We start from the raw sequence: 22462 nt of genomic DNA, 5'->3' as shown, positions 1-22462 counted from the left end.
GCGACGATGCCCCCCATGTCAGGCAGTGACGAACTCGTTGCGCTCTATGACCTCGACGGAACCGCGGTGGGAGCGGCCACCCGGTCCCGCGTCCGTGCCGAAGGGCTGTGGCACGCGGCGGGTGTGGTGTTGGTCCGTTCGAGTGACGGTGGCTCCGTTTACGTGCACCTGCGTACTCCCACGAAGGATGTCTATCCCTCCACTTGGGACTGCTGGGCGGGTGGCATCGTCGCGGTGGGTGAGACCCCGGAGGAGTGCGCGCGCCGGGAACTCGCCGAAGAACTGGGTGTTCACGGAGTGGAACTGCGGCCCCTTTTCGTCCACGTCACCGACGACGACACGATCCGCTGCCACAACTTCGCGTTCGAAACACGCTGGGACGGCCCCTTCGTCCATCAACCGTCCGAGGTCGTGGAAGGACGTTGGCTGACGCTGGCCGAGTTGCGTTCGTGGCTCGACGATCCGGAGAGCCGGTTCATCCCGGACGGCCGTCTCGGTGCGCTGGAGTGGTTCCGGCGGGAAGCCGCACAGGACTCGGCCTAAGCCGAACGGAGGCGCTCCGCGACGATCGGCAACAGCCGCTTCGCCGCGTCCGTCGCCCGCGTTCCGGTGCCGGCCGTCACGCTGAGGGCGGAGACGAGCTTCCCCTTGGCGAGCAGCACCGTGCACGTCGTGCCCTCGCACCAGGCGCGCTGGATCTCGACCCCGGCTTGTTTCGTCAGCGTCAGTTTCTTGCCGGCACAGTCCGCCCTGGTGACGACGGCCGAAGCACCCCGGTCGGTGTACTCGGTGACCTGGTGTTCCAGCTTCGAGCCACTCGGATACGACCACGTCGCCGAGCGGCTCGTGTCGCGGGTGAGCCCGGTCAGACAGCCGGACACCTCGCCCACACCGGGGACGACCTCTTCCCCGGCGACGTCCTCGTCGGTCAGCAGCGCGGCGGAAACGGCCGCGGGGGCCGGGGACGAGGACGGGGGCATCGGTGCGGCCTGCGGCCTCACCGACGGCTGCACGGGCTCGGCCGTGGGCGTCGGTGCCGGGTCGTCGTAATAGGTGTCGAGGTCGTTGGGACGGTCGGCGCAGCCCGACAAACCGAACAGCGCGACCGTCGCCACCGCGAGCACCTGCCGATGACGCACCCTCAAGCCTCCCCGGTGACCCGCCCGACGTTTGCCGCGAGACTAGTCCAGCCCCTCACTGCCAGCCGAGGCAGGACCGGTGCCGCCAGTAGGCGACCGGTTCTTCGGCGAGCGCGGCCAGCTCCCCGAGTTCGTCCGCGGTCGGTTTCACCTTCGTGGCAAGGAGATTCTCCGCGAGCTGAGCGGTACTCGACGGGCCGACGACCGCGACCGGCCGCCAGTCCTGCGCCAGCACGGCCGCGATCGCCACCGCGTCCGGACCGGCCCCGTGCTCACGAGCGATCCGCGCGAGCGGTGGCGGTGGCTCGACCACCAGCCGTCCGTTCGCGACGGTTTCCTTGACCAGCACCCGCTTCCCGGCGGCGTGCGCTTCCGCGAGCGCCGGGCCGGCGGAGGGTTCGAGCAGGTTCCACGTCGACTGCACGGCACTGAAGACCGGTGTTCCGGAGACCTCCAGCTCGAACGCCCGGCGGACCGCGTCGGCCTGCGCGGGGCCGGAGGTGGAGAACCCCACCGGGACACCGCCGGCGGCGAGTTCGGCCAGCGCGCCGATCAGCCGGTCGTCGGTGAACAGTGGACTGTCCACAGTGAGCGAGTGGACCTGGTAGAGCGAAACCGCTTTCCTCAGCAGGTCAACGGTTTCCGCCCACTGCTCGGTGAACCGGGCCGCGGTGTGCTCCTTGACCTCGTGGACCTCCGCGTCGAGCTTCCACTCCCCCACGTAGCGGTAGCCCCACTTGCTCGACACCGTCACGTCCTGGTGGGCGCGATCGGTGAGCCAACCGGCGAGGAACTCCTCCGAAGAACCATACGAACGGGCGACGTCGATCCACCGGACGCCCGCGCGGTACGCGTCGTCCAGCACGTCGTAGGTCGCCGCGCGCATCGCCTCGAACCCGCGTCCGGGCGGCAGCGCGTCGACCCGGCCGAGGTTGATGTACGCGGGCCTGCCGAGCGCCGCCAGTCCGACGGCGATCCGGTCGCCGGTGCGGGGTTCCGAGGCGGTCACCGGGCTCCTTCGTTCTTGTGGCGGAGGATCGCGAGCCACTGGCTCGAGTTCTGCGCCTGCCGATGGAGCTTTTCGAGGCGGGCCGCCGGGGCCCGGACGTAACCCTTGCCGAAGACGGGCGCGATCTGACGGAGGCTGGCGCCCTCCTCCCTGGCGGCGAGCAGGGCCCAGTCGGAGGCGTCGGCGCAGGCCGCGGAGGCACGGCGCAACTCCCCCAGGATCTCGATGAGTTCGGGAGCGCTCACCTCCCCCGCCCGTACGGCGGCCGCCGTCGTCTCCAGCCACGCCAGGACATCGGCCTCGGTGATCGGCGCGCGCGGGCGCTCAGAGGATTCGCTCACGGCCATTGAGTATAGGTCGTTATACGCAGGTCGGCGGACCGCCACGCGAAGGCGGGGAACACCTCGTCCGAAAACCGCTGGAGTACACAGTGGATTCCCGATTCACTGTGCCGGAAGACGCGAACTCGAGAGTAGGACAATTGGGACGTTTCAGTATCGCGATCCGTTTCGCGGCACTCGCGATCGTGTGGGGTGCGAGTTTTCTGTTCATCAAGGTCGGTCTCACCGGCCTGTCGCCGGCTCAGGTGGCGCTTTCGCGGGTCTGCCTCGGCGCGGTGGCCCTGATCGCCATCGCCGCTTGGCGCCGCAAGCCACTCCCCCGCGACCCGGTGCTCTGGGGCCATCTCGCGGTCGTCTCCGTACTGTTGTGCGTCATCCCGTTCCTGCTGTTCTCCTGGGCCGAGCAGTACATCTCCTCCGGGCTCGCCAGCATCTTCAACGCGACGACCCCGCTGATCACCATGCTGATCGCCGCCGCGGCCCTGCCGTCGGAACGCTTCACGAAGGCCCGCACGACCGGCCTGATCCTCGGTTTCCTCGGCGTGCTCATCATCGTCGGGGTCTGGCGAGGGATCGACGTCTCCCACGAACTGACCGCGCAACTGGCGTGCCTCGGCGCGACGACCTGTTACGGGATCTCGTTCGTCTACGTGCGACGGTTCATCTCCTGGCGCGACCTCGACGCGCCGACGATCGCGCTCGGGCAGGTCTGCTGCGGCGCCGTCGTGATGCTGCTGCTCGCGCCGTTCATCGCGACGACGCCGGTGCGTCTCGACACGCCGATCGTCTTGAGCATGATCGCGCTCGGGGCGCTGGGCACCGGGCTCGCCTATGCCTGGAACGCGTCGATCATCGCGGCGTGGGGCGCGTCGAACGCCTCGGCGGTGACCTACCTCACACCCGTCGTCGGCGTGCTGCTCGGTGTCCTGGTCCTGGACGAACCCTTGGCGTGGAACCAGCCTGTCGGCGCGCTGCTGGTCGTCCTCGGCATCCTGGCCGCCCACGGCCGGCTGGGTGTGCGCAAGAAAGTCGAGGAATCCGTACCCGTGTGACGCGAAAGGGCCCTTCGCCGCAGATGCTGCGGCGAAGGGCCCTTTCGGCTTGCTTTACAGGTACTGACCGGTGTTCGTGGCGGTGTCGATCGCCCGCCCCGAATCCTGGTTCTTGCCGGTGACGAGCGTGCGGATGTACACGATCCGCTCGCCCTTCTTGCCGGAGATCCGGGCCCAGTCGTCCGGGTTGGTGGTGTTGGGCAGGTCCTCGTTCTCCGCGAACTCGTCGACTATCGCGTCCAGCAGGTGCTGCACGCGCAGGCCGGGCTGCTGGGTCTCCAGCACCGACTTGATCGCCGACTTCTTCGCCCGGTCCACGATGTTCTGGATCATCGCGCCCGAGTTGAAGTCGCGGAAGTACAGGACTTCCTTGTCACCGTTGGCGTAGGTGACCTCGAGGAACCGGTTCTCGTCCGTCTCCTCGTACATCCGCTCGACCGTGTGCTGGATCATCGCGTCGAACGTCGCCCTGCGGTCCCCGCCGAACTCGGCGAGGTCGTCCGCGTGGATCGGCAGGCCATCGGACAGGTACTTGGAGAAGATGTCCTTCGCGCCTTCGGCGTCCGGACGCTCGATCTTGATCTTGACGTCGAGCCGGCCCGGCCGCAGGATCGCCGGGTCGATCATGTCCTCACGGTTGGAGGCGCCGATGACGATGACGTTCTCCAGGCCTTCGACACCGTCGATCTCCGAGAGCAGCTGCGGGACGATCGTGGTCTCCACGTCGGAGGACACGCCCGAACCGCGGGTGCGGAAGATCGAGTCCATCTCGTCGAAGAACACGATCACCGGGGTGCCTTCGGAGGCTTTTTCCCGCGCCCGCTGGAAGATCAGGCGGATATGCCGCTCGGTCTCCCCGACGAACTTGTTCAACAGCTCCGGACCCTTGATGTTCAGGAAGTAGGACTTCCCGTCCGCCGCGTCGCCGCGGGCTTCGGCGACCTTCTTGGCGAGCGAGTTGGCCACCGCCTTGGCGATGAGGGTCTTACCGCAGCCAGGAGGCCCGTAGAGCAGCACACCCTTGGGCGGGCGCAGCTGGTACTCCTGGTAGAGATCCGCGTGCAGGAACGGAAGCTCGACGGCGTCGCGGATCTGCTCGATCTGCCGGGTGAGACCACCGATGTCCTCGTACCGGACGTCGGGCACCTCCTCCAGTACGAGATCCTCGACCTCCGCCTTCGGCACGCGCTCGTAGGCGTAACCGGCCTTCGAGTCCACCAGCAGGGAATCGCCCGGCTTGAGGGGCTGTCCGGCCAGCGGATCGGAGAGCAGGACGACCCGCTCCTCGTCCGCGTGCCCGACCACCAGCGCACGGGGGCTGCCGCCCTCGACGTCCGGGGCCAGCACCTCGCGCAACGCGCAGACCTCGCCGATACGCTCGAAGTCGCCGCCTTCGACGACGGTGAGCGCCTCGTTGAGCCGCAACGCCTGTCCGCGCTGCAGCGATGACACTTCGACCGCGGGTGAGACCGAGACCCGCATCTTGCGGCCCGCGGTGAACACGTCCACCGTGTTGTCCTCGTACGCGGTGACGAACACGCCGTAACCGCTCGGAGGCTGGGCCAGCCTGTCGACCTCCTCCCGCAACGCGAGCAACTGGCCACGCGCCTCGCGGAGCGTCTCGACCAGTTTCGTGTTGCGTTCCGTGAGTTGGCTCACTCGGTCCGACGCCTCGGCGAGTCGCTGCTCCAGCACTCGGTTCTGACGTGGCGAATCGGTGAGCTTCCGGCGCAGCAGGGCCACTTCCTCCTCGAGGAAGCGAACTTGTCGTGCCTGCTCGTCGGACGTGATTCCAGCTCCGGTCGTTTCTGAAGGGTCGGCCTCCTCGCGCCGACCTCCGGGAAGGTCATGATGCATCGGGCACCTCCTCGGAGTGCTTTTCATTCCACGGTACCGGCGATCACCGACATTAAAAGGCCTTTCCGCATCACAAGATCGGCGCGTCGCCTTCCGGACGACCCCCCAGCACGTACCTTCGGCACGCGCAAGGGGCCATCCCGGTGCCGGGTCCGGCACTCTCCTGGTCACAATCCGTCCACCTGGCCTGACCTGCGGCGGGATACCCGGCTCCGTCCGGGTGCAAACGGGTTCCCGGTATCAGTTCGGCCCTAATCGAGCGGCGAACCGGCTCGATGGCTAGCATCGGGCGACGTTCGCCGGGGAGGTCGACCGGCGCGTCGTGTTGAGCATTTTCGCAGAACAGCTAGGGGGCAACAGCCATGACCTACCCGCCGCAACAGCCCGGCGGCTACGGACAAGATCCGTACGGCCAGCAGGGCGGGTACCCGCAGAGCGGCCCCCAGCCGCAGCAGGGATACCCCGGGGGCGGCCAGTACGGCCAGGACCCGTACGGCCAGCAGCAAGGTGGCTATCCGCAGAGCGGACCTCAGCCCCAGCAGGGATACCCGGGCGGCACGCAGCAGTTCGGCCAGCCGGATCCCTACGGGCAGCAGGGCGGCTACAACGCGTACCCGCAGGGAGGCGGCGGTTACGGGGGCGAGCCGCCCAAGAAAAAGAAGACGGGCCTGATCGTCGGCATCGCGATCGGCGCGGTCGTGCTGGTCGGCGGTGGGGTGACCGCCCTCGTCATCGCGCTGAACTCCGGTGACGACAACCCGACCGCCGCGCCGCCCACCAGCAGCGCGGCCCCGTCGGAGGCCCCGTCCTCGTCGGCGCAGAAGCCGAGTTCGACCCGGAGCAAGTCCAGCTCGCCGAGCACGTCGGCGACCAAGGGCTCCGGTCCGGCACCCGGCGGCAAGGCCTCGCCTCAGGAAGTCTTCGAGAGTGCCGCGACCTCCTACAGCGCGGGTGACAAGAAGACGTTCCTCGACCTGGTCTGCCGCAGCGAGAACACCAAGGACGAGGGCAAGCCGCTCGACCCCATCAAGCTGGAGATCACCCAGCCCGCCAAGGAAAGCGGCGACCGGGCGACCGGCCGTTACCGCGCCACCCAGGGCACCAAGACGGCGGAAGGCACCATCACCGCGGCCAAGGAGTCGGAACTGTGGTGCCTCAAGGACATCAAGGCCGACAAGAAGTGACTCACCGGTGACGGTGAGCCACAAACTGACCGCCGCCGCGGTGGTTTGTGGCGCGGTCGTGGCCGGGGTCGTGGTGGGGCTGCTGCTGGTGGCCCCGTCCGGCTCCGACCCGGCCGTGTCGAACACCGTCACGCCTTCGGCGGGGCCGAGTGCGTCCCGTCCCGTCCCGGTGGACCCGGACGTGGCGGCGGTCGAGGTCGTCGGCAAGGCGATCGCCGCGGCCATCGTCGATCACGACGCGACGGCGTTCGGCACGCTCACCTGCGTCCAGCAGTCCTCGGCCGATCTGGCCGAACTCAAGCGGAAGTGGGACGCGGCCGGCAAGGTCACCGCGACCGTCCCCGACCCGCCCGCGGTGAGAGGCGACTCCGCCACCGTGACCGTGCACGTCGAGGGAGCGGGCGGGCGGAAGGACACGCCGTTCCCGCTCAAGAAGCGCGACGGCAAGTGGTGCGTGCCCTGACATCGCACGGCTTTCCCTTGGTCTTCGATCCGTGAAGGCCTCCTTGACGGACCCTGGGTCCCTCAAGGAGGCCTTCACGGACAGCAAACGATCGGCTGACCTGAGTGGCTAGCCCTTGCCGGAGCGGCGGTGGACCCGCGGCGACACGGTCCCGTCGGCCAGACGGCGCGCCGTCAGCAGGAACGCGGTGTGCGCGACCATCCGGTGATCCGGCCGCACCGCGAGACTCACGACGTGCCAGGGCCGCATGAGGGTCTCCCACGATTCCGGCTCGGTCCAGCACTGCTGGTCCCGCAAAGCCTCCGTGATCCGCGAAAGCTGTGTGACCGTCGCCACGTAAACCGTCAGCACGCCGCCGGGCACCAGATGCGCGGCGACCGTCTCGAGCTGGTCCCAAGGCGCCAGCATGTCGAGGACGACACGGTCCACCTCGCCGGTGTGCGTCGACAGGTCCGCGACCGTGAGCGACCAGTTGTCCGGTTTGTGGCCGAAGAACTTCTCGACGTTCCGCTCGGCGTGTTCGGCGTGGTCGTCCCGGATCTCGTAGGACCGCACGGTGCCTTCCGAACCGACCGCTCGCAGCAGGGAACAGGTCAGCGCACCGGAGCCGGCACCCGCTTCGAGCACCCGGGCCCCGGGGAAGATGTCGCCCCACATCACGATCTGTGCGGCGTCCTTCGGGTAGATCACCTGCGCGCCACGCGGCATCGACAACACGTAGTCCGGCAGGAGCGGGCGAAGCGCCAGGTAGTGGCTGCCGCCCGCCGAGGTGACGACCGAGCCTTCCTGCGCCCCGATCACGTCGTCGTGCGCCAGCGCGCCGCGATGGGTGTGATACTGCTGCCCCTCGGCGAGGACCATGGTGTAGTGCCGCCCCTTCGAGTCGGTCAGCTGAACCCGGTCACCAACACGAAACGGCCCACGGACCGACACGGAACCTCCACACGCGCGCGAACAACTGCTGAGCCCATGCGTCCTCGGCGGGAAAGAGTGCCTCGAACGGGACGACCGATCCTCGCAGGTGGCCGCACCGCGCTACGCCGGGGGTCGGCTCCGGGTCATCGCGGCACGCAGGTCCTCGCGCCGGAGCACCCCGGCCGGCCTGCCCTCGTCGTCCACGACGAGGAACTGCCACGCGGCGGTCTCGCGGACCCGCTCGGCGATCTCCTCCCCCGACTCGGAGGAAAGCAGCACCGTGTCGGCGCGGATCGGTTCCGCGGCCAGCTCCGCGGGCGCGTGCGGTGACGTCCCGGCCAGGCGCGCGGCGGCCGTCTCGTCGAGCAGCCCGGCCGCGACGCCGTCGGCACGCACCAGGACCACTCCACGGCCCGCCGAAGCGGCCAACGCGTCCGAGACGGGGCTCTCCGCGGGAAGCTGAAGGACGGGCCGGACGAGTTCGCTCAACCGCACGCCTTCAGGCCAGCCTCGGCGTGTTTCGGCGGCGAGTTCGCTTCGCGCCCCGAGGATCACGAACCACGCCGTCACAAGGCAGACGCCGAGCCGGAGCCAGCGGTCTTCGCTGCCCGCGGCCAATCCCCACAGCGCCCAGACGACCAGGCCCGCCGCGACGACGCCGCCACCGGCGACCGCCACCCGCGTGCCCTTCTCCCGGTGGCCGGTCGCCGCCCAGACCCCGGCGCGGACCAGACGGCCGCCGTCGAGCGGAAGCCCGGGAAGGAGGTTGAAGATCCCGACGGCGAAGTTCGCGACGGCGCATTCCGCGACGAGCAGCCACGCCGCGCTTTCCGGCGGGGCGGCGAACATCAGGAGTCCGCAGAAACCGCCGAGCAGCAAGGAAACGACCGGTCCCGCGGCGGCGACGAGCCCTTCCTGCCGTGGCTGGCGGGGTGTCCTGGCGACCTCCGAGAGCCCGCCGAGCAGGAACAGGCGCAGCCGCCGGACCGGGATGCCGAGGCGCAGCGCGACCAGGCAGTGCCCGAGTTCGTGCGCCAGCACCGAGAGTCCGAGAAGGACCGCGAACGCGGCCGCCAGCAGCCAGGAGGTCAGGGTCGACGCGCCGGGCAGGAACCGTTCGACCAGTGGCGTGTAGAGCACCACGATGAGCAGAGAGCCGATCCACCACGAGGGGGCCAGCAGCACGGGGATCCCGGAGACGCGGAACAGCAGGAGCCCGCCCTCTGGTGCCACGCCTCGTCGAGGCGGGCCCTGCTCACCCGTCACCGCCATGGAAGAGAGCGTAGATGCCCAGGTGTGGGGTAGCGGTGACCCGCCCTTCCCGTCCGAGTGGTGTCGGTCATGCCGCGCCGATGCGCGGGCGGAGAACTGTCGGTGTCCGGAGATACCCTCGTCCCATGCCCGACACCGACACGGTCACCGCCGATCCGCCGCCCGGCGCCGAAGTCCCGCGCCGTCGGCCGGCCCTGTCCCCGTCGCGTGCCAGCGACTTCAAGCAATGTCCGCTGCTCTACCGCTTCCGAGCGGTCGACAGACTGCCCGAGATCCCGACGAAGGCCCAGCTGCGCGGCACGCTGGTGCATTCCGTGCTGGAGCGGCTGTTCTCCCTTCCGCAGGACGAGCGCACGCCGCCTCAGGCCAAGGAGCTGCTCGCGCCGGCGTGGGAGAACCTGGCCGCGGAACGACCCGAATGGATCGAGTTGTTCGACCAGGAAGATCCCGAGGCCGTGACCTCGTGGCTTTCCTCGGCCGAACAGCTCGTCGACACTTACTTCGGCCTCGAGGATCCGCGCCGGCTGGAGCCGGAAGCGTGCGAGCTGCACGTCGAGATCGAACTGGGCTCCGGGGTGCTGCTCCGGGGGTACGTCGACAGGCTGGACGTGGCGCCGACCGGCGAGATCCGCGTCGTCGACTACAAGACCGGCGCCGCGCCCCGCGAGATCGGCGAGGCCAAGGCGATGTTCCAGATGAAGTTCTACGCCGTGGTCCTCTGGCGGCTTCGCGGTGTCGTGCCGCGCCAGCTGAAACTGATGTACCTCACCGACGGGCAGTCACTGGCCTACACGCCCGACGAGGGCGAGCTGATCCGCTTCGAGCGCACGCTGGAGGCGATCTGGCAGGCGATCCTCAAAGCGGGCAAGACCGGCGATTTCCGGCCGAATCCGAGCAAACTCTGCGCGTGGTGCGACCATCAGGCGCTCTGCCCGCAGTACGGCGGCACTCCCCCGCCGTATCCCGGCTGGCCAGAGCCGGATCCCGGGGAAGAGTCCGTTTTGGACCGTGCGGATTAGGGTGCCCTGGTGACAGCAGCCTTCTACGTGCCGTCGGGCGACGGCGTCTTCCTCCCGACCCCGCACACCGCCGGCCCGTGGACGCCGGACGCGCAGCACTTCGGGCCGCCCTCGGCGTTGCTGGTCCGCGCGCTCGAGGAGCTCGACGCGCCGCACGCGAGCCAGCTGGCGCGGGTGACGATCGAGATTCTCGGTCCCGCGCCGCTCAAGGAGCTTTCGGCGCGAGCCTGGGTGCAGCGGCCGGGCCGATCGGTCGAATGGCTGCAAGCCGAGCTCTCCCGCGGTGAGCGAGTCGTCGCCCGCGCCGCGGCATGGCGGATCGCGACCTCGGACACCACCGCGGTGGCCACTCCCGAAGGTCCCCCGCTGCCGCCACCGGACGGCCTTCCGCCGCCGAGCTGGCCGGAAAGCTGGCACGGCGGCTACCTCGACGCGGTCGAATGGCGGCGGATCAGCGGTTCGCCGGACACCCCCGGCCCGGCGACCGTCTGGGGCCGTCAGCGGGTCGCCCTCGTCGATGGCGAGAAGCCGAGCGCGCTGCAGCGGCTGTTCGTCCTGGCGGACTCCGGCAACGGGATCTCGAACTTCCTCGACCCGCGGGAGTGGTGGTTCATCAACTCGGAGCTGACGGTGCACCTCCGCCGTCCGCCGCTGGGCGATTGGCTCGGGGTCGAGGCGGCCACGCTGGTCGGCCCGAACGGGATCGGCACGGCGACCACCACACTGCACGACGCCTCGGGCCCCATCGCCTCCGGCGCGCAGGCGCTGCTGGTGAGACCGCGACAGGCGGGCTGATAGACGCGCTTTCCGAGCCCGTTTCCAATAGCCTTCCCGGAACAACAGACGCAGGGAGCGCTTCGGCATGCAGATCACCTCGGTGGTCAACCAGAAAGGCGGGGTCGGCAAGACCTCACTCAGCGTGGGCGCGGCGGCCGCACTGGCCGAACGCGGTCGCCGGGTGCTGCTGATCGACCTCGACCCACAGGGCCACGCGACCACCGAACTCCTCGGGCTGGACGAGGTGGCCCCGGACATGCCCAGCCTGGCGAAAGCCCTGACCAAGGTGTGGAAGGGCCCGATCGAGGAACTCGCCGTGCGGCATCCGCGCAGCAACGTCGGGCGGGGCGGCGCGTTCGACGTCATCCCGACGTCGCCGGGCATGTTCGACCTGATCCGGCGGCTGGACCAGTTCCGGGTCCCTGGCTGGCAGCTGGCCAGGGTCATCCAGTTCGCGAACTACGACCACATCGTCATCGACTGCCCGCCCGCGCTCGACGTGCTGACCAACAACGCGCTGGCCGCTTCGCACGGGATCCTCGTGCCGGTGCAGCCGGACCGGACGAGCATCCGCGCGCTGCGCCTGCTCGCGGACCAGGTGCGGTACGTCGAACAGACCGTCGGCCGCCCGCCGATCGCCTACTACGGTCTCGTGCCGGGCCTGTACCGCCGCCCGATCTCGCACTACGCGGCGGCGGCGTTGCAGGAGTTGTACACGTTCGGGATTCCGATGCTGTCGCACGTGCCGCTCGGCGTCGTGATGAACGAGGCCGCGGCCCACGGCGTGCCCGTGACGACGTACGCGCCGGAAACCCTGCAGGCGCTCTCGTTCCGGGAGATCGCGGAGACGCTGGACGGCTACCTGCGGAACCATCCGGCAGCGGCGATCGTGCCCGCGGACGAGGACTTCGTCTTCGAGGATTTCATCACCGAGGTGTCGGTGACTCGCAGCGCGAAGGACAACGGGGCCCGCAAGAAGCTCTACGACCTCATGCCCAAGAAGCCGAACCGGCCCCGCTAGCCAACGCTATGAAAGGTCCTTTCCTTGCAAATTTCGCAAGGAAAGGACCTTTCATAGCGTCGGTGACTGGAGGGTCAGAGGCGGCAGGCCCGGATGTCCGAGGCCAGCACGGCCTTGGCGCCGGTCTCGGCGAGTTCGTCCATGATCCGGTTGACCTCCTTGCGCGGCACCATCGCCCGCACGGCCACCCAGTCCTCGCCCGCCAGCGGCGCGACGGTCGGCGACTCGAGACCCGGCGTGATGGCGATGGCCGCGTCGAGCAGCGACCGCGGGCAGTTGTAGTCCAGCATCATGTAGTGCTGGGCGAAGACGACACCCTGCAACCGGGCCGTGAGCTGGTCCTTGGGCCGGGTGTGCTCGGTGCCCGCGCGCTGCAGCAGCACCGCCTCCGACACGCAGATCGGATCACCGAAGGCCACGAGGTTGTGCTGGCGCAACGACCGTCCGGACTCGACGACGTCCGCGATGGCGTCGGCCACGCCGAGCTGGATCGAGATCTCGACGGCGCCGTCGAGGCGGATGACCTCCGCTTCGACCCCGTGCTGCTTCAGATTCTCGCGTACGAGCCGCGGGTACGACGTCGCGAGCCGCTTGCCGTGCAGGTCCTGGGCCGTCCAGTCCCGGCCCGCGGGTGCGGCGTAGCGGAACGTGGAGCCGCCGAAGCCGAGGCCGAGGATTTCCTCGACCGGGGCACCGGAGTCGAGCGCGAGGTCGCGGCCGGTGATGCCGAGGTCCAGCTCGCCGGAGCCGACGTAGATCGCGATGTCCTTGGGACGCAAGAAGAAGAACTCGACCTCGTTGACCGTGTCCAGCACGGTCAGGTCGCGGGCCTCATGGCGCTTGCGGTAGCCGGCCTCTCCGAGCATCTCCGACGCCGCGGCGGCGAGGGCTCCCTTGTTCGGCACGGCGACACGCAACATTGTCTCTCCTTGGTTTTCCGGACGCGGACGCGTCACAGGTACCGGTACACGTCCTCTGTCGACAGTCCTCGGCCGAGCATGAGCACCTGTACGCGGTACAGCAGTTGCGAAATCTCCTCCGCGAGCCTGTCGTCGGATTCGTGCTCGGCGGCGATCCACACTTCGCCCGCCTCTTCGAGCACCTTCTTGCCCTGGGCGTGCACTCCCGCGTCCAGCGCGGCGACGGTGCCGGAACCATCGGGGCGCGTACGGGCGCGCTCGGCAAGCTCGGCGAACAGCTCATCGAAGGTCTTCACAGTCTGGAGATCCTTCCATCCGCGCCCGTCTCGCGCTGCCCCGGGCCGGTGTGGCGCCGCTCGCTTCACACTTCAGAACAGCACCGAGCCGCCGCGCTCGAAATCGAGCAGGTGCCGCTTCCGTTCGACCCCGCCGCCGTAACCGGTGAGATCGCCGGTGGAACCGATCACGCGATGGCACGGCACGATGATGCTGATCGGGTTCTTGCCGTTCGCGAGCCCGACCGCGCGCGACGCGGTGGGCCTGCCGAGCCGGTGGGCGAGCCTGCCGTAGGAGACCGTCTCGCCATACGGGATCTCGAGCAGCCCCTCCCAGACCATCCGCTGGAACGCGGTGCCGCCGAAGCTCAGCGGGAGATCGAAATCCTTCCGCCGGCCGGCGAAGTACTCCTCAAGCTGCCTCTCGGTGTCGACGAAGATCGGCGAGCCCGGATCCGGATGGCCGAAGCTCTCCTCGAGCGGACGGTGCCGCTGCTGGACCATGTACACCCCGCAGAGGCTTTCGCCGTCCGCGACCAGGGTCAGCTTGTCGTACGGGCTGTCGATGACGGTGTGCGTGCGCATGGCGTTCCTCTGCACTTCAGGCTGCGGGCAGGCGGTTGATCGGGTGGTCTCCGGTCGCCCAGAGGTGCTGAACGGCGTAGGCGCGCCACGGGCGCCAGTGTTCGGCGTGGGCGGCGAACGCGGCCGGGCCGAGCCCGAACCCTTTCGCGGCGATCTTGACGCCGAGGTCGGTCGGGAGGAAGGCGTCCGGGTCGCCGAGCGAGCGCATCGCGATGCTCTCGACGGTCCACGGGCCGAAGCCGGGCAGCGCGTGCAGCCTCTCCCGGGTCTGCTGCCAGTCGCTTCCCGCGCCGAGGTCGAGTCCACCGTCGTTCAGTTCGGCGACGAGGCCGAGCAGGGTCCGTTTGCGGCTTTGCGGCATCGCGAGGCTTTCCGGGTCGATCTCCGCCAGCGCGGCCGCGTCGGGGAACACGTGGGTGAGGCCGCCGTCCGGATCGTCGACGGGGTCGCCGTGCGCGAGGACCAGCCGGGCGGCGTGGGTGCGGGCGGCGGCGGTGGACACCTGCTGGCCCAGCACGGCCCGGACGGCGAATTCGTCACCGTCGACCGTCCTCGGTACCCGCCTGCCCGGCGCGGCGGCCACGAGCGGCCCGAGCAGCCGGTCCCCGGCCAGCGCGTCGTCGACCGCGACCGGGTCGGCGTCGAGGTCGAGCAGGCGGCGGCAACGGCTGATCGCGGTCGGGAGGTCACGCAGGTCCGAGAGCGAGAGACGGCAGCCGATGTAGCCGTCTTCCGGGCTGAGGGCGACGATGGCGGGGCCGTGCGGAAGCCGCAGCGTCCGGCGGTACGCGCCGTCACGCCATTCCTCGACGCCGGGGACCCCGGTCGCGACCAGATGGCCGAACAGGTTGTCCGGGAACAGCGGCTTCCGATACGGCAGGCGCAGATTCAGCGTCCCGGGCGCGGTCGACGGCTCGGTACGGACCCTGGCCCGCAGTTCGGTCGGAGACAACGCGAAGACCTCGCGGACGGTGTCGTTGAAGGTGCGGACGCTGCCGAACCCCGCCGCGAGGGCGACGTCGATCATCGACAGGCCGGTCGTCTCGATCAGCAGCCGCGCCGTCTGCGCGCGTTGCGCACGGGCGAGGCTGAGCGGGCCGGCGCCCAGTTCGGCGCGCACGTGCCGCTCCACCTGCCGGACGCTGTAGCCGAGCCGGGCGGCCAAACCGCGCACCCCGTCGGTGTCGACGACGCCGTCGGCGATCAGCCGCATCGCCCTGGCCACCAGGTCCGCGCGCTCGTTCCACTGCGGTGAACCGGGGCTGGCGTCCGGACGGCACCGTTTGCAGGCCCGGAACCCGGCCTCCTGTGCGGCGGCCGCGCTCGGATAGAACGACATGTTCTCCGGTTTGGGCGGGACGACCGGGCAGCTCGCCCGGCAGTAGATCCGCGTCGTCAGGACGGCGGTGAAGAACCAGCCGTCGAACCGGGCGTCCTTCGCCTGGACCGCGCGGACACAGCGCTCGAAATCCTCATGCACCCGGTCAGCATCGCCGACCGCACGGGCCGCGGTCTAGCGGAAATGCGACATGGCGGTCAGGGCAGGAGCGCGGTCAGCGCGGGCACGTCGAGCCCGACCAGCGAGGAACGGAACACCCGCCGCTCTCCCGGTGCGACGTCGACGTCGTTCGGGATCACCACCACCGTGCAGCCCGCCGCGACCGCGGAAGCCGCGCCCGGCGGTGAATCCTCGATCGCGACACAGCGGGATGCCGGTACTCCCAGCAGCTCCGCGGCCAGCTGATACGGCCTGGCGTCCGGCTTGTTCAGACCATCGACCTCGTCACCGCAGACGGTGGCGGCGAAGTACTCGCGGCCGATGGTGTCGAGCGCGAGTTCGGTCAGCGACCGTTCGGTGGAGGTGACCAGCGCCATCGGGACGCCGTTGGCGCGCAACAGTTCGAGCAGTTCCCGCGCGCCGGGGCGCCACGGGAGCGGGCCGTCGAAGAGGTTGGCCGTGCGCTCGCGGATCCACTTCCCCATCTCCGCGATCGACTCCGGGGTGACGGGTTTGGCGCACACTTCGAGCAGGAACGCGGCCGTGTCGTCCATATTGGACCCGACGAGACTCAGGCGCTGTTGCCCGGTCAGTGTGCCGCCGAGGGTTTCGACGGTCTCGTAGAGCGCGACGTCCCACAGCTTCTCCGAGTCGACCAGCGTGCCGTCCATATCCCACAGCACGGCGGCGAGTCCGTCCGGTGTGGACGGTTCGGTCACGGCTCCCCCTCACGATCTGATGGACCTTTCGGGGCCCACGGTAGCCGAGACCGATTCACGTCGGCGCCGCGGTCGTCGCCCGAAATGCCGCATTACGTCGGCTCCGTGCGGTTCGTCACGACGAAACGCCACCGGACACGCCCGACGCCGCACGGCCGTCTGGTCGTAGGCTGGTCCGGTGAGTGAGCCCGTCGACGAGACCCAGCGGCCCGGCCGCGACCACCCGGATGACACCAAGCCCATCATGATCGTCGCTTTCGAAGGATGGAACGACGCAGGTGACGCGGCCAGCCGGGCGGTCGAGCATCTCCAGCTCAACTGGGATGCGACACCGCTGAGCGAGCTGAGTCCGGACGAGTACTACGACTTCCAGGTCAGCAGACCGACCGTACGCATGGTGGACGGCGTCACCCGGAGGGTCGACTGGCCGACCACGCGGCTCTCCGTGTGCCGCCCGGAGGGCATCAGCCGGGACATCGTGCTGGTCCAGGGCCCCGAACCGAACATGCGCTGGCGGGCCTTCTGCGCCGAACTGCTGGAGTACATCCAGCAACTGGACGTCGTCACCGTCGTCACCCTCGGCGCGCTCCTGGCCGACACCGCGCACACCCGGCCCGTCCCGGTCACCGGGACGGCGTATGACAAAGACACGGCTTCGCAGTTCGGCCTGGAACTGAACAACTATCAGGGGCCGACCGGCATCGTCGGCGTCCTGCAGGACTACTGCGTGCAGGCGGGCGTCCCGGCGGTGTCGATCTGGGCGGCCGTGCCGCACTACGTCTCGCATCCGCCGTCGCCCAAGGCCACACTCGCGCTGCTGCACAAACTCGAGGACGTCCTCGACGTCGAGATCCCGCTCGGCGCGCTTCCCGAGCAGGCCGAGGAGTGGCAGCGGACGGTCACCGAGATGGCCGAAGAGGACGAGGAGATCAGCGAGTACGTCCGGGGGCTCGAGGAGCGCGGTGACGCGGAGACCGAGTTCACGCTGGACGACGTGAGCGGGGACAAGATCGCGGCCGAGTTCGAGCGGTACCTGCGGCGGCGGCGCCCCGGTCAGGACGGCCCCGGACGAGGCTGAGCGCGCGGTCTCGTATCTCTCTCGGGTACCTACGTGAATTCTGGCCGCGGTAGGTCTCCAGCCCGGTCCGTGAAGGCCTCCTTGAGGGACTCTGGGTCTCTCAAGGAGGCCTTCACGGACTCGGTCGTCTCATGTTCCTCCACGGTCCGGGCTCCGGCCTTGATCGGGCTCAGGCGGTCGAGTGGGGAGGATTCAGACCGTTGAACAGAGATCGGAACCGTCCTGGACACTCACTAGGCGTCAGAAGATGCGCCGCAGCGGGATCGGCCCCCGCGACCGCTTCCGCCACTCGCGCGGATAGCCGAGCGAGACCTCTTCGAACCGCACGCCGTCCGCCTCCGTCGAGCGCGGGATGTGCAGGTGCCCGTAGACGGCGACCTCCGCCCGGAAGCGCAGGTGCCAGTCCTCGGTCTCGGTCGTCCCGCACCACAGCGCGAATTCCGGGAAGTACAGGGGCTCGGTCGGGTGGCGGTGCAGTGGCCAGTGCGACATGAGGATCGTTCCGTGGTCCTCGGGGATCGCCTCCAGCCGTTCCGTGCTGATCTTCACCCGGTCGGCGCACCAGGCCTGCCTGCTCGGATACGGATCGGGGTGCAGGAAGAACTCGTCCGTGCAGAGCACACCCGCCTCGCGCGCCTGCTCGATGGCCGCCGGCATCGGCAGCCCGTCGGCCGCGGGGGTCCGCCAGCTGTAGTCGTACAGCACGAACAGCGGGGCGATCGTCAGTGGTTTGTCCTGGTGCTCCCACACCGGATACGGGTCTTCCGGGGTGAGGACGTCGATCTCCCGGCAGCGCTCGACCAGATGCTCGTAGCGCGGCTGGCCCCGTAGCTGACATTCGTCCTTCTGGGTGGTCCACAGTTCGTGGTTGCCGGGGACCCAGACGACCTTCGCGAAACGTTCGCGCAGGGTCTTGAGCACCCCGATCACCGATTCGGCGCGTTCGGCGACGTCGCCGACCACGAGCAGCCAATCGTCCGGGGTCCGGGGGACGACCTCGTCGACGAGCGGGGCGTTGCCCTCATGGGTGACGTGGAGATCGCTGGTGGCGAAGAGATGCGGCACTCCACCACCGTAGCTTCACTCGGACCGGGGAACCGCCGAGACCGCGTCACGACGCGGCCTGCCGGTCGCCGACACGCCCAGCACGACCAACGCCGAGACGATGTGCAGCCCCGCCTGGACGTTCAGCAGCACCCCGGTGCCCAGCACGGTCACCAGTGCGCCCGTCAGCAGCGCGCCCAGCGCCGTGAACCCCGCCGTGCCGGCGAACACCGTGCTCAGCACGCGGCCGGACCGTGCGGGGGAAGCGGTCGTCTGTACCAGGGAGAGCAGCCCGGAACCGGCGAGCACCCCCGGAGCGCCGACCAGGCCGAAGAGTCCGACGAAGACACCCAGCGGCAGTGACACGGTGAGCGCGGGCAGGTTCCAGATCACCACCGACAGCAGACCGAGCGCGAGCCCGCCCCAGCCGAGCAAGGCGGCCGGCGCGACCTTGCGGGCGACGGTGGCGACGGCGAACCCCGCGGCCAGCCCGCCGAGCGCCTGCACACCGCGCAGCAGGCCGACGTCGCCTTCGGTGCCGTCGAGGATGTCGAGTACGAAGACCACGAACAGCACCAGGAACATCCCTTGCGCCAGTGACGTCAGCACCACGACGACCCCGGCGAGGCGAAGACGTCCTTCGCGGCCGATCTCGCGAAGCCCGTCGATCCAGGCTCGCAACACCGGTTCGTGCGGTCCTGCCGCTTTCGGCGCGGCGACGCGCGGAAACGGGCGCGCCAGCAGGGCCGCACCGATCACCAGCACGCCGAGATAAACCACCACGACCCGGCCCAGGCCGCCGGACCCGAGCAGAAGACCGCCCGCCCAGCCGCCGACGAGGCGAGCGACGCTGCCGTTGATGCTCATCAGACCGTTGGCACCCACCAGTTCCCCGGGGGTGACCAGTTCGGGCACGAGCGCGTTGCGGGCCGGCTCGAACAACGAGGCCAGACCCGCTTGCGCGGCCATCACCGCGTAGAGCACGTACACCGGACCGCCGGACGCGACGAACAGCAGCGGCAGCGCCACGAACGCCTGCCCCGCGCACACCACGCACAGCACCAGCCGCCGGTTCCAGCGATCCGCGATCACCCCGGCGACCGGGCTGAGCAGCACCGCGGGCACCAGGCCGAGAACGATGCTCAACGCCGTGGTGGCCGCCGAACCGGTCGCCTGGAAGACGAACACCGGCAACGCGATCTGCAGCATCCACTCGGCGGTCTCGGAGAAGAAGGCAGCGATCCACAGCCGCGCGAAGGCGGGTTCTCTCAACGGTTTCATCTACTCGGCTTCCCCTCGGCGTCGATGCGGGGGAAGGCCCGCAGTCCCAAGTGGACCGGGAGGGCCTCCGCAGGGGTGTCTTCACGGATCGCGCCGACATAGGGCCGCACGAGCGCGTCGATCCCCCGCACCAGCTCGTCCAGCTCCGCCGCGGTCACCCGCAGCGAGTAGTTGCTGATTCCGGACGCGTCCCGCCATTCCTTGCCGAGCCGGTCGGCGGCGTCGAGATAGCGCTCGGTCAGCTCTTTCTCCCGCGCGAGCGTGGTGCCCACGACCGCCAGTTGCGCGCCGTGCAGCGCCGGGTCGTCGCCGAACTCGATGCCGACCTGACACGCCCGCCAGGGCCGCTCCCGCCCGTCCTCCCCCTCGACCCGCTCCACGAGGCCGTGCTGGGCGAGCTGACGGAGATGCCAGCTGCAGTTGGAGGCGGTCGACCCGACGGCCGCCGCGCAGTCGCTCGCGGTCCGCGGACCGACCGCCATGAGGTGGTCCACCAGCGCCGAGCGCAGCGGATGCGCCAGCGCCCGCATCAGCTCGACGTCTTCGATCCGCTTGCGCGGCGGCAATCCGGTCATCGTCCGATCCAATCTGAAAGGATTCTTTCGAAAGTTCCCTTTCAGATTCGCCGCTACCCGGCAAGATGTCAAGCCTGCGAGAAACGGCATTCGGATACCTTGTCCAGACAGTTGCTGCACGCTGCAGTAGCTGCACAGCTCAACTATCGACTCAGGGAAGTACGTGTCCGACCAGCAAGAACTCGCCACCGCGGTGACTTTGGAGATCCCCCGGTTCGTCAGCGCGACCGTCCTGTTCCAGACGGCCATGGCGGAGCGGCTCGGCATCAGCGCCACCGAGTTGCACGGGCTCCAGCTGGTCATCAGCGGCGCCGCGACCTCGCCGACCGGACTGGCGCGCGCTCTCGGCATGACCACCGGCGCGGTGACCCGGATGCTCGACCGGATGGAGGCACAGCGCCTGGTCGAGCGGGTACCCGATCCCGCGGACCGCCGCCGGATCGCGATCCGCCCGCTTCCCGACCGGCTCGACGACATCGCCGACCTCTACTCCCCCATGGCCCGCTTCTTCGGCGACCGTCTCGGCAGGCTCGACCGGCGTCAGCTCGCCGCGCTTCTCGGCGTCATGACCGACGGACGCGCCTTCGCCGAACAAGAGGCCGCGCGCCTGCGATCGGGTTTCCCCGAAAAGAGGGGTTGACTAACGCTACATCGGTTGCGTTAGACTGCTCCCATCATGGACGACTGACATCACCCCTTCCCCGCTCCGAGGCGGCTTCGGTCGAGCGCTGCTCCCGTAAGCCACGACGCCCGGCAGGGATCCCTCCTGTCCGAAGAAACACGGTGATGTCGTATGTCTCGTTCCCTGATCGCCAAAGACCTCGTCCATTCCTACGGTGCCCGTGTCGTGCTCGACGGCGTCGATCTGACGGCCTCGGCGGGACAGCGGCTCGGACTGGTCGGTGAGAACGGCGTCGGCAAGTCCACGCTCCTGCGCTTGCTGGCCGGGGTCGAAGAGCCTGACGGTGGTGAGGTACTGCGAGGCGATGACCTCGGCTTCCTCTTGCAGGAACTGCCTTTTCCGCTGACCGCACGGTTCTCCGACGTCATCGACGACGCGCTCACCGAGATCCGGCGAGCGTCGGCGAGACTCGGCGAACTGACCGAAGCGCTCGCTCGTCGTCCGGAGGACGCCGCCGTGCTCGACGAGTACGGCAGCGTCCTGGAATGGGCACAGGCGCACGATCTCTGGGACGCCGACCGGCGGGCCGAGGTGGTCTGCGCGGGTCTCGGGCTCGCCGGCATCGACCCGGCGCGCGAACTGGGCACGCTGTCGGGCGGGCAACGATCGAGGCTCGGCCTCGCGGCGCTGCTGATCCGGCGGCCGGGCACGCTCATCCTGGACGAACCGACGAACCACCTCGACGACGCCGCGATGGAGTTCCTGGAACGGCATCTCGCGTCGCTGACCGGTGTCCTCGTGCTGTCGTCGCACGATCGCGTGTTCCTCGACGCGGTATGCACCGACATCGTCGACCTCGACCCGGCACTGGGCGGGCCGACCCGGTACGGCGGCACGTATTCCGACTACCTGGACCAGAAACGGGCGGAACGGGCACGCTGGGAACAGCGCTACGCCGAAGAGCAGGACGAACTCAAGGAACTGCGCGAATCGGTGGCCGTCACCGCACGCGCCGTCGCGCACGACCGGCCGCAGCGCGACAACGCCAAGATGCTCTACGACTTCAAGACCGGGAGGGTGCAGAAGCAGATCTCACGCCGGGTCCGCAACGCCCAGTCGCGGCTGGACGAACTGGAACGCGACCAGGTGCGGAAACCGCCCGCGCCGCTGCGGTTCCGGGGCGGCCTGACCGGCGAACCCGGTGAGGACAAGACGGCCATCTCGGTCCGGGACATCGAGATCGCCGGGCGGTTGCGCCTGGCGACTCTCGACGTCACGACGACGTCCAGACTGCTGATCACCGGCGGGAACGGCGCCGGGAAGTCGACGCTGCTGTCCGTTCTCGCCGGCTCGCTGACGCCGGACTCCGGGACCGTCCTTTCCGGCCGCGGAGTGCGGATCGGCCTGCTGGCGCAGGACGTCTCGTTCGCCGAGCCGGAGAAGACCGCGCAGCGGACCTACGCCGAAGCCCTCGGCGAGGACGCTCCCCCGTTGCGTGGTCTCGGCCTGCTGGCTCCGCGCGATCTCGGGACCAGGGTGGGCGCGCTGTCGGTCGGGCAGCGGCGGCGGCTCGCGCTGGCGTTGCTGCTCGCCGAGCCGCCGGAGGTGCTCCTGCTGGACGAGCCGACGAACCACATCTCGCTCACGTTGGCCGAGGAACTGTTCGCCGCGCTCGATTCCGCGCCGGGTGCCGTCGTCGTCGCGTCGCACGATCGGTGGCTGCGGCGGGATTGGGCCGGTGACCACCTCCGGCTGGAGGCCGGCCGCGTCGTCGTGTAGGGCGTTATACACACTGCTGGGGCGGAGGGGTTTCTCC

General features: G+C 69.4%; 24 protein-coding genes. 10 read left to right on the top strand and 14 right to left on the bottom strand.

Annotated elements, in window-relative coordinates:
- Window positions 1-15: 15 nt before the first annotated feature.
- A complete protein-coding gene (locus tag P3102_RS17655) occupies window positions 16-543 on the top strand; it encodes an NUDIX domain-containing protein (RefSeq protein WP_276370657.1) in 528 nt (175 codons plus the stop codon).
- On the opposite strand, the gene P3102_RS17650 is transcribed toward P3102_RS17655, so the two are convergent.
- The 3 genes from P3102_RS17650 to P3102_RS17640 are packed head-to-tail and all read right to left on the bottom strand — an operon-like array spanning window position 540 to window position 2489.
- Window positions 540-1139 carry a hypothetical protein gene (locus P3102_RS17650; protein ID WP_276370655.1) on the bottom strand — a complete coding sequence of 200 codons (600 nt, stop codon included), beginning with the start codon at window positions 1137-1139 and terminating at the stop codon, window positions 540-542. The genes P3102_RS17655 and P3102_RS17650 overlap by 4 nt on opposite strands.
- 55 nt (window positions 1140-1194) lie before the next feature.
- Window positions 1195-2148, bottom strand: coding sequence for an aldo/keto reductase (locus P3102_RS17645; RefSeq protein ID WP_276370654.1), 954 nt, complete (start codon window positions 2146-2148; stop codon window positions 1195-1197).
- Window positions 2145-2489: a hypothetical protein gene (locus tag P3102_RS17640; RefSeq protein WP_276370652.1), complete on the bottom strand. Its 345-nt coding sequence runs from the start codon at window positions 2487-2489 to the stop codon at window positions 2145-2147. Before P3102_RS17640 ends, P3102_RS17645 begins: the two co-directional genes overlap by 4 nt.
- A gap of 140 nt (window positions 2490-2629) precedes the next feature.
- On the opposite strand from P3102_RS17640, the gene P3102_RS17635 reads away from it, so the two are divergent.
- Complete coding sequence (locus tag P3102_RS17635; protein WP_276370651.1) at window positions 2630-3541, top strand: DMT family transporter; 912 nt, start codon at window positions 2630-2632, stop codon at window positions 3539-3541.
- Window positions 3542-3595: 54 nt separating this feature from the next.
- Here P3102_RS17635 and arc read toward each other — a convergent pair whose 3' ends face one another.
- Window positions 3596-5398, bottom strand: coding sequence for a proteasome ATPase (arc, locus tag P3102_RS17630; protein WP_276370649.1), 1803 nt, complete (start codon window positions 5396-5398; stop codon window positions 3596-3598).
- A gap of 362 nt (window positions 5399-5760) precedes the next feature.
- Here arc and P3102_RS17625 point away from each other — a divergent pair, with 362 nt between their 5' ends.
- On the top strand, window positions 5761-6582 hold the full coding sequence (locus P3102_RS17625; RefSeq protein ID WP_276370648.1) for a hypothetical protein: 822 nt from the start codon (window positions 5761-5763) through the stop codon (window positions 6580-6582).
- A 7-nt stretch (window positions 6583-6589) separates the two neighbouring features.
- Window positions 6590-7045 (top strand): hypothetical protein, encoded by a 456-nt coding sequence (locus P3102_RS17620; RefSeq protein ID WP_276370646.1) that lies wholly within the window; start codon window positions 6590-6592, stop codon window positions 7043-7045.
- Between the two features lie 108 nt (window positions 7046-7153).
- On the opposite strand, the gene P3102_RS17615 is transcribed toward P3102_RS17620, so the two are convergent.
- Together P3102_RS17615 and P3102_RS17610 are read right to left on the bottom strand one after the other, a co-directional pair.
- Window positions 7154-7978, bottom strand: coding sequence for a tRNA (adenine-N1)-methyltransferase (locus P3102_RS17615; protein ID WP_276370645.1), 825 nt, complete (start codon window positions 7976-7978; stop codon window positions 7154-7156).
- Window positions 7979-8080: 102 nt separating this feature from the next.
- Window positions 8081-9232, bottom strand: coding sequence for a M50 family metallopeptidase (locus P3102_RS17610; RefSeq protein ID WP_276370643.1), 1152 nt, complete (start codon window positions 9230-9232; stop codon window positions 8081-8083).
- Between the two features lie 125 nt (window positions 9233-9357).
- Between P3102_RS17610 and P3102_RS17605 the strand changes: the two genes are divergently transcribed.
- From P3102_RS17605 to P3102_RS17595, 3 genes are all read left to right on the top strand, one after another.
- Window positions 9358-10251, top strand: a complete 894-nt coding sequence (locus P3102_RS17605; protein WP_276370642.1) for a RecB family exonuclease — start codon at window positions 9358-9360, stop codon at window positions 10249-10251.
- Between the two features lie 9 nt (window positions 10252-10260).
- Window positions 10261-11046, top strand: a complete 786-nt coding sequence (locus P3102_RS17600; RefSeq protein WP_276370640.1) for a thioesterase family protein — start codon at window positions 10261-10263, stop codon at window positions 11044-11046.
- A 67-nt stretch (window positions 11047-11113) separates the two neighbouring features.
- Window positions 11114-12049 (top strand): ParA family protein, encoded by a 936-nt coding sequence (locus P3102_RS17595; protein WP_276370638.1) that lies wholly within the window; start codon window positions 11114-11116, stop codon window positions 12047-12049.
- Window positions 12050-12123: 74 nt separating this feature from the next.
- On the opposite strand, the gene hisG is transcribed toward P3102_RS17595, so the two are convergent.
- The 5 genes from hisG to P3102_RS17570 form a co-directional block, all read right to left on the bottom strand.
- Window positions 12124-12969 carry an ATP phosphoribosyltransferase gene (gene hisG / locus P3102_RS17590; RefSeq protein WP_276370636.1) on the bottom strand — a complete coding sequence of 282 codons (846 nt, stop codon included), beginning with the start codon at window positions 12967-12969 and terminating at the stop codon, window positions 12124-12126.
- Between the two features lie 32 nt (window positions 12970-13001).
- Window positions 13002-13265, bottom strand: coding sequence for a phosphoribosyl-ATP diphosphatase (locus P3102_RS17585; protein WP_007035378.1), 264 nt, complete (start codon window positions 13263-13265; stop codon window positions 13002-13004).
- A gap of 72 nt (window positions 13266-13337) precedes the next feature.
- Complete coding sequence (locus tag P3102_RS17580) at window positions 13338-13829, bottom strand: methylated-DNA--[protein]-cysteine S-methyltransferase (RefSeq protein ID WP_276370634.1); 492 nt, start codon at window positions 13827-13829, stop codon at window positions 13338-13340.
- 16 nt (window positions 13830-13845) lie between these two features.
- Window positions 13846-15309 (bottom strand): AlkA N-terminal domain-containing protein, encoded by a 1464-nt coding sequence (locus tag P3102_RS17575; protein ID WP_276370632.1) that lies wholly within the window; start codon window positions 15307-15309, stop codon window positions 13846-13848.
- Window positions 15310-15365: 56 nt separating this feature from the next.
- Window positions 15366-16046 (bottom strand): HAD family phosphatase, encoded by a 681-nt coding sequence (locus P3102_RS17570; protein ID WP_276370630.1) that lies wholly within the window; start codon window positions 16044-16046, stop codon window positions 15366-15368.
- Window positions 16047-16224: 178 nt separating this feature from the next.
- Here P3102_RS17570 and P3102_RS17565 point away from each other — a divergent pair, with 178 nt between their 5' ends.
- A complete protein-coding gene (locus tag P3102_RS17565; RefSeq protein WP_276370629.1) occupies window positions 16225-17124 on the top strand; it encodes a PAC2 family protein in 900 nt (299 codons plus the stop codon).
- 240 nt (window positions 17125-17364) lie between these two features.
- Here P3102_RS17565 and P3102_RS17560 read toward each other — a convergent pair whose 3' ends face one another.
- From P3102_RS17560 to P3102_RS17550, 3 genes are read right to left on the bottom strand one after another with little or no spacing between them, the layout of a single operon-like run.
- Window positions 17365-18189 (bottom strand): metallophosphoesterase, encoded by an 825-nt coding sequence (locus P3102_RS17560; protein ID WP_276370627.1) that lies wholly within the window; start codon window positions 18187-18189, stop codon window positions 17365-17367.
- A gap of 15 nt (window positions 18190-18204) precedes the next feature.
- A complete protein-coding gene (locus tag P3102_RS17555) occupies window positions 18205-19449 on the bottom strand; it encodes an MFS transporter (protein WP_276370626.1) in 1245 nt (414 codons plus the stop codon).
- Window positions 19446-20024, bottom strand: a complete 579-nt coding sequence (locus P3102_RS17550; RefSeq protein ID WP_276370624.1) for a helix-turn-helix domain-containing protein — start codon at window positions 20022-20024, stop codon at window positions 19446-19448. Before P3102_RS17550 ends, P3102_RS17555 begins: the two co-directional genes overlap by 4 nt.
- Window positions 20025-20187: 163 nt before the next feature.
- Here P3102_RS17550 and P3102_RS17545 point away from each other — a divergent pair, with 163 nt between their 5' ends.
- Together P3102_RS17545 and P3102_RS17540 are read left to right on the top strand one after the other, a co-directional pair.
- Entirely contained in the window at window positions 20188-20664 is a 477-nt protein-coding gene (locus P3102_RS17545) for a MarR family transcriptional regulator (RefSeq protein WP_276370622.1), read from the top strand.
- A 153-nt stretch (window positions 20665-20817) separates the two neighbouring features.
- The gene (locus P3102_RS17540; protein WP_276370620.1) at window positions 20818-22425 is read left to right on the top strand and encodes an ABC-F family ATP-binding cassette domain-containing protein; all 1608 of its coding nucleotides are present in this window, start codon (window positions 20818-20820) and stop codon (window positions 22423-22425) included.
- The last annotated feature ends 37 nt before the right edge of the window (window positions 22426-22462 follow it).

This window comes from Amycolatopsis sp. QT-25, assembly GCF_029369745.1.
GTDB lineage: Bacteria > Actinomycetota > Actinomycetes > Mycobacteriales > Pseudonocardiaceae > Amycolatopsis.
The sequence above is the reverse complement of the archived record's forward strand: the minus strand, read 5'-3'. Positions and strand labels throughout refer to the sequence as shown.

Bases quoted from the DNA above. Each gene is read 5' to 3' on its own strand.
- P3102_RS17580 (WP_276370634.1), bottom strand. From the start codon at position 13,829: ATGCGCACGCACACCGTCATCGACAGCCCGTACGACAAGCTGACCCTG.
- P3102_RS17595 (WP_276370638.1), top strand. From the start codon at position 11,114: ATGCAGATCACCTCGGTGGTCAACCAGAAAGGCGGGGTCGGCAAGACC.
- P3102_RS17550 (WP_276370624.1), bottom strand. From the start codon at position 20,024: ATGACCGGATTGCCGCCGCGCAAGCGGATCGAAGACGTCGAGCTGATG.
- hisG (WP_276370636.1), bottom strand. From the start codon at position 12,969: ATGTTGCGTGTCGCCGTGCCGAACAAGGGAGCCCTCGCCGCCGCGGCG.
- P3102_RS17625 (WP_276370648.1), top strand. From the start codon at position 5,761: ATGACCTACCCGCCGCAACAGCCCGGCGGCTACGGACAAGATCCGTAC.
- P3102_RS17555 (WP_276370626.1), bottom strand. From the start codon at position 19,449: ATGAAACCGTTGAGAGAACCCGCCTTCGCGCGGCTGTGGATCGCTGCC.
- P3102_RS17610 (WP_276370643.1), bottom strand. From the start codon at position 9,232: ATGGCGGTGACGGGTGAGCAGGGCCCGCCTCGACGAGGCGTGGCACCA.
- P3102_RS17655 (WP_276370657.1), top strand. From the start codon at position 16: ATGTCAGGCAGTGACGAACTCGTTGCGCTCTATGACCTCGACGGAACC.
- P3102_RS17540 (WP_276370620.1), top strand. From the start codon at position 20,818: ATGTCTCGTTCCCTGATCGCCAAAGACCTCGTCCATTCCTACGGTGCC.
- P3102_RS17605 (WP_276370642.1), top strand. From the start codon at position 9,358: ATGCCCGACACCGACACGGTCACCGCCGATCCGCCGCCCGGCGCCGAA.
- arc (WP_276370649.1), bottom strand. From the start codon at position 5,398: ATGCATCATGACCTTCCCGGAGGTCGGCGCGAGGAGGCCGACCCTTCA.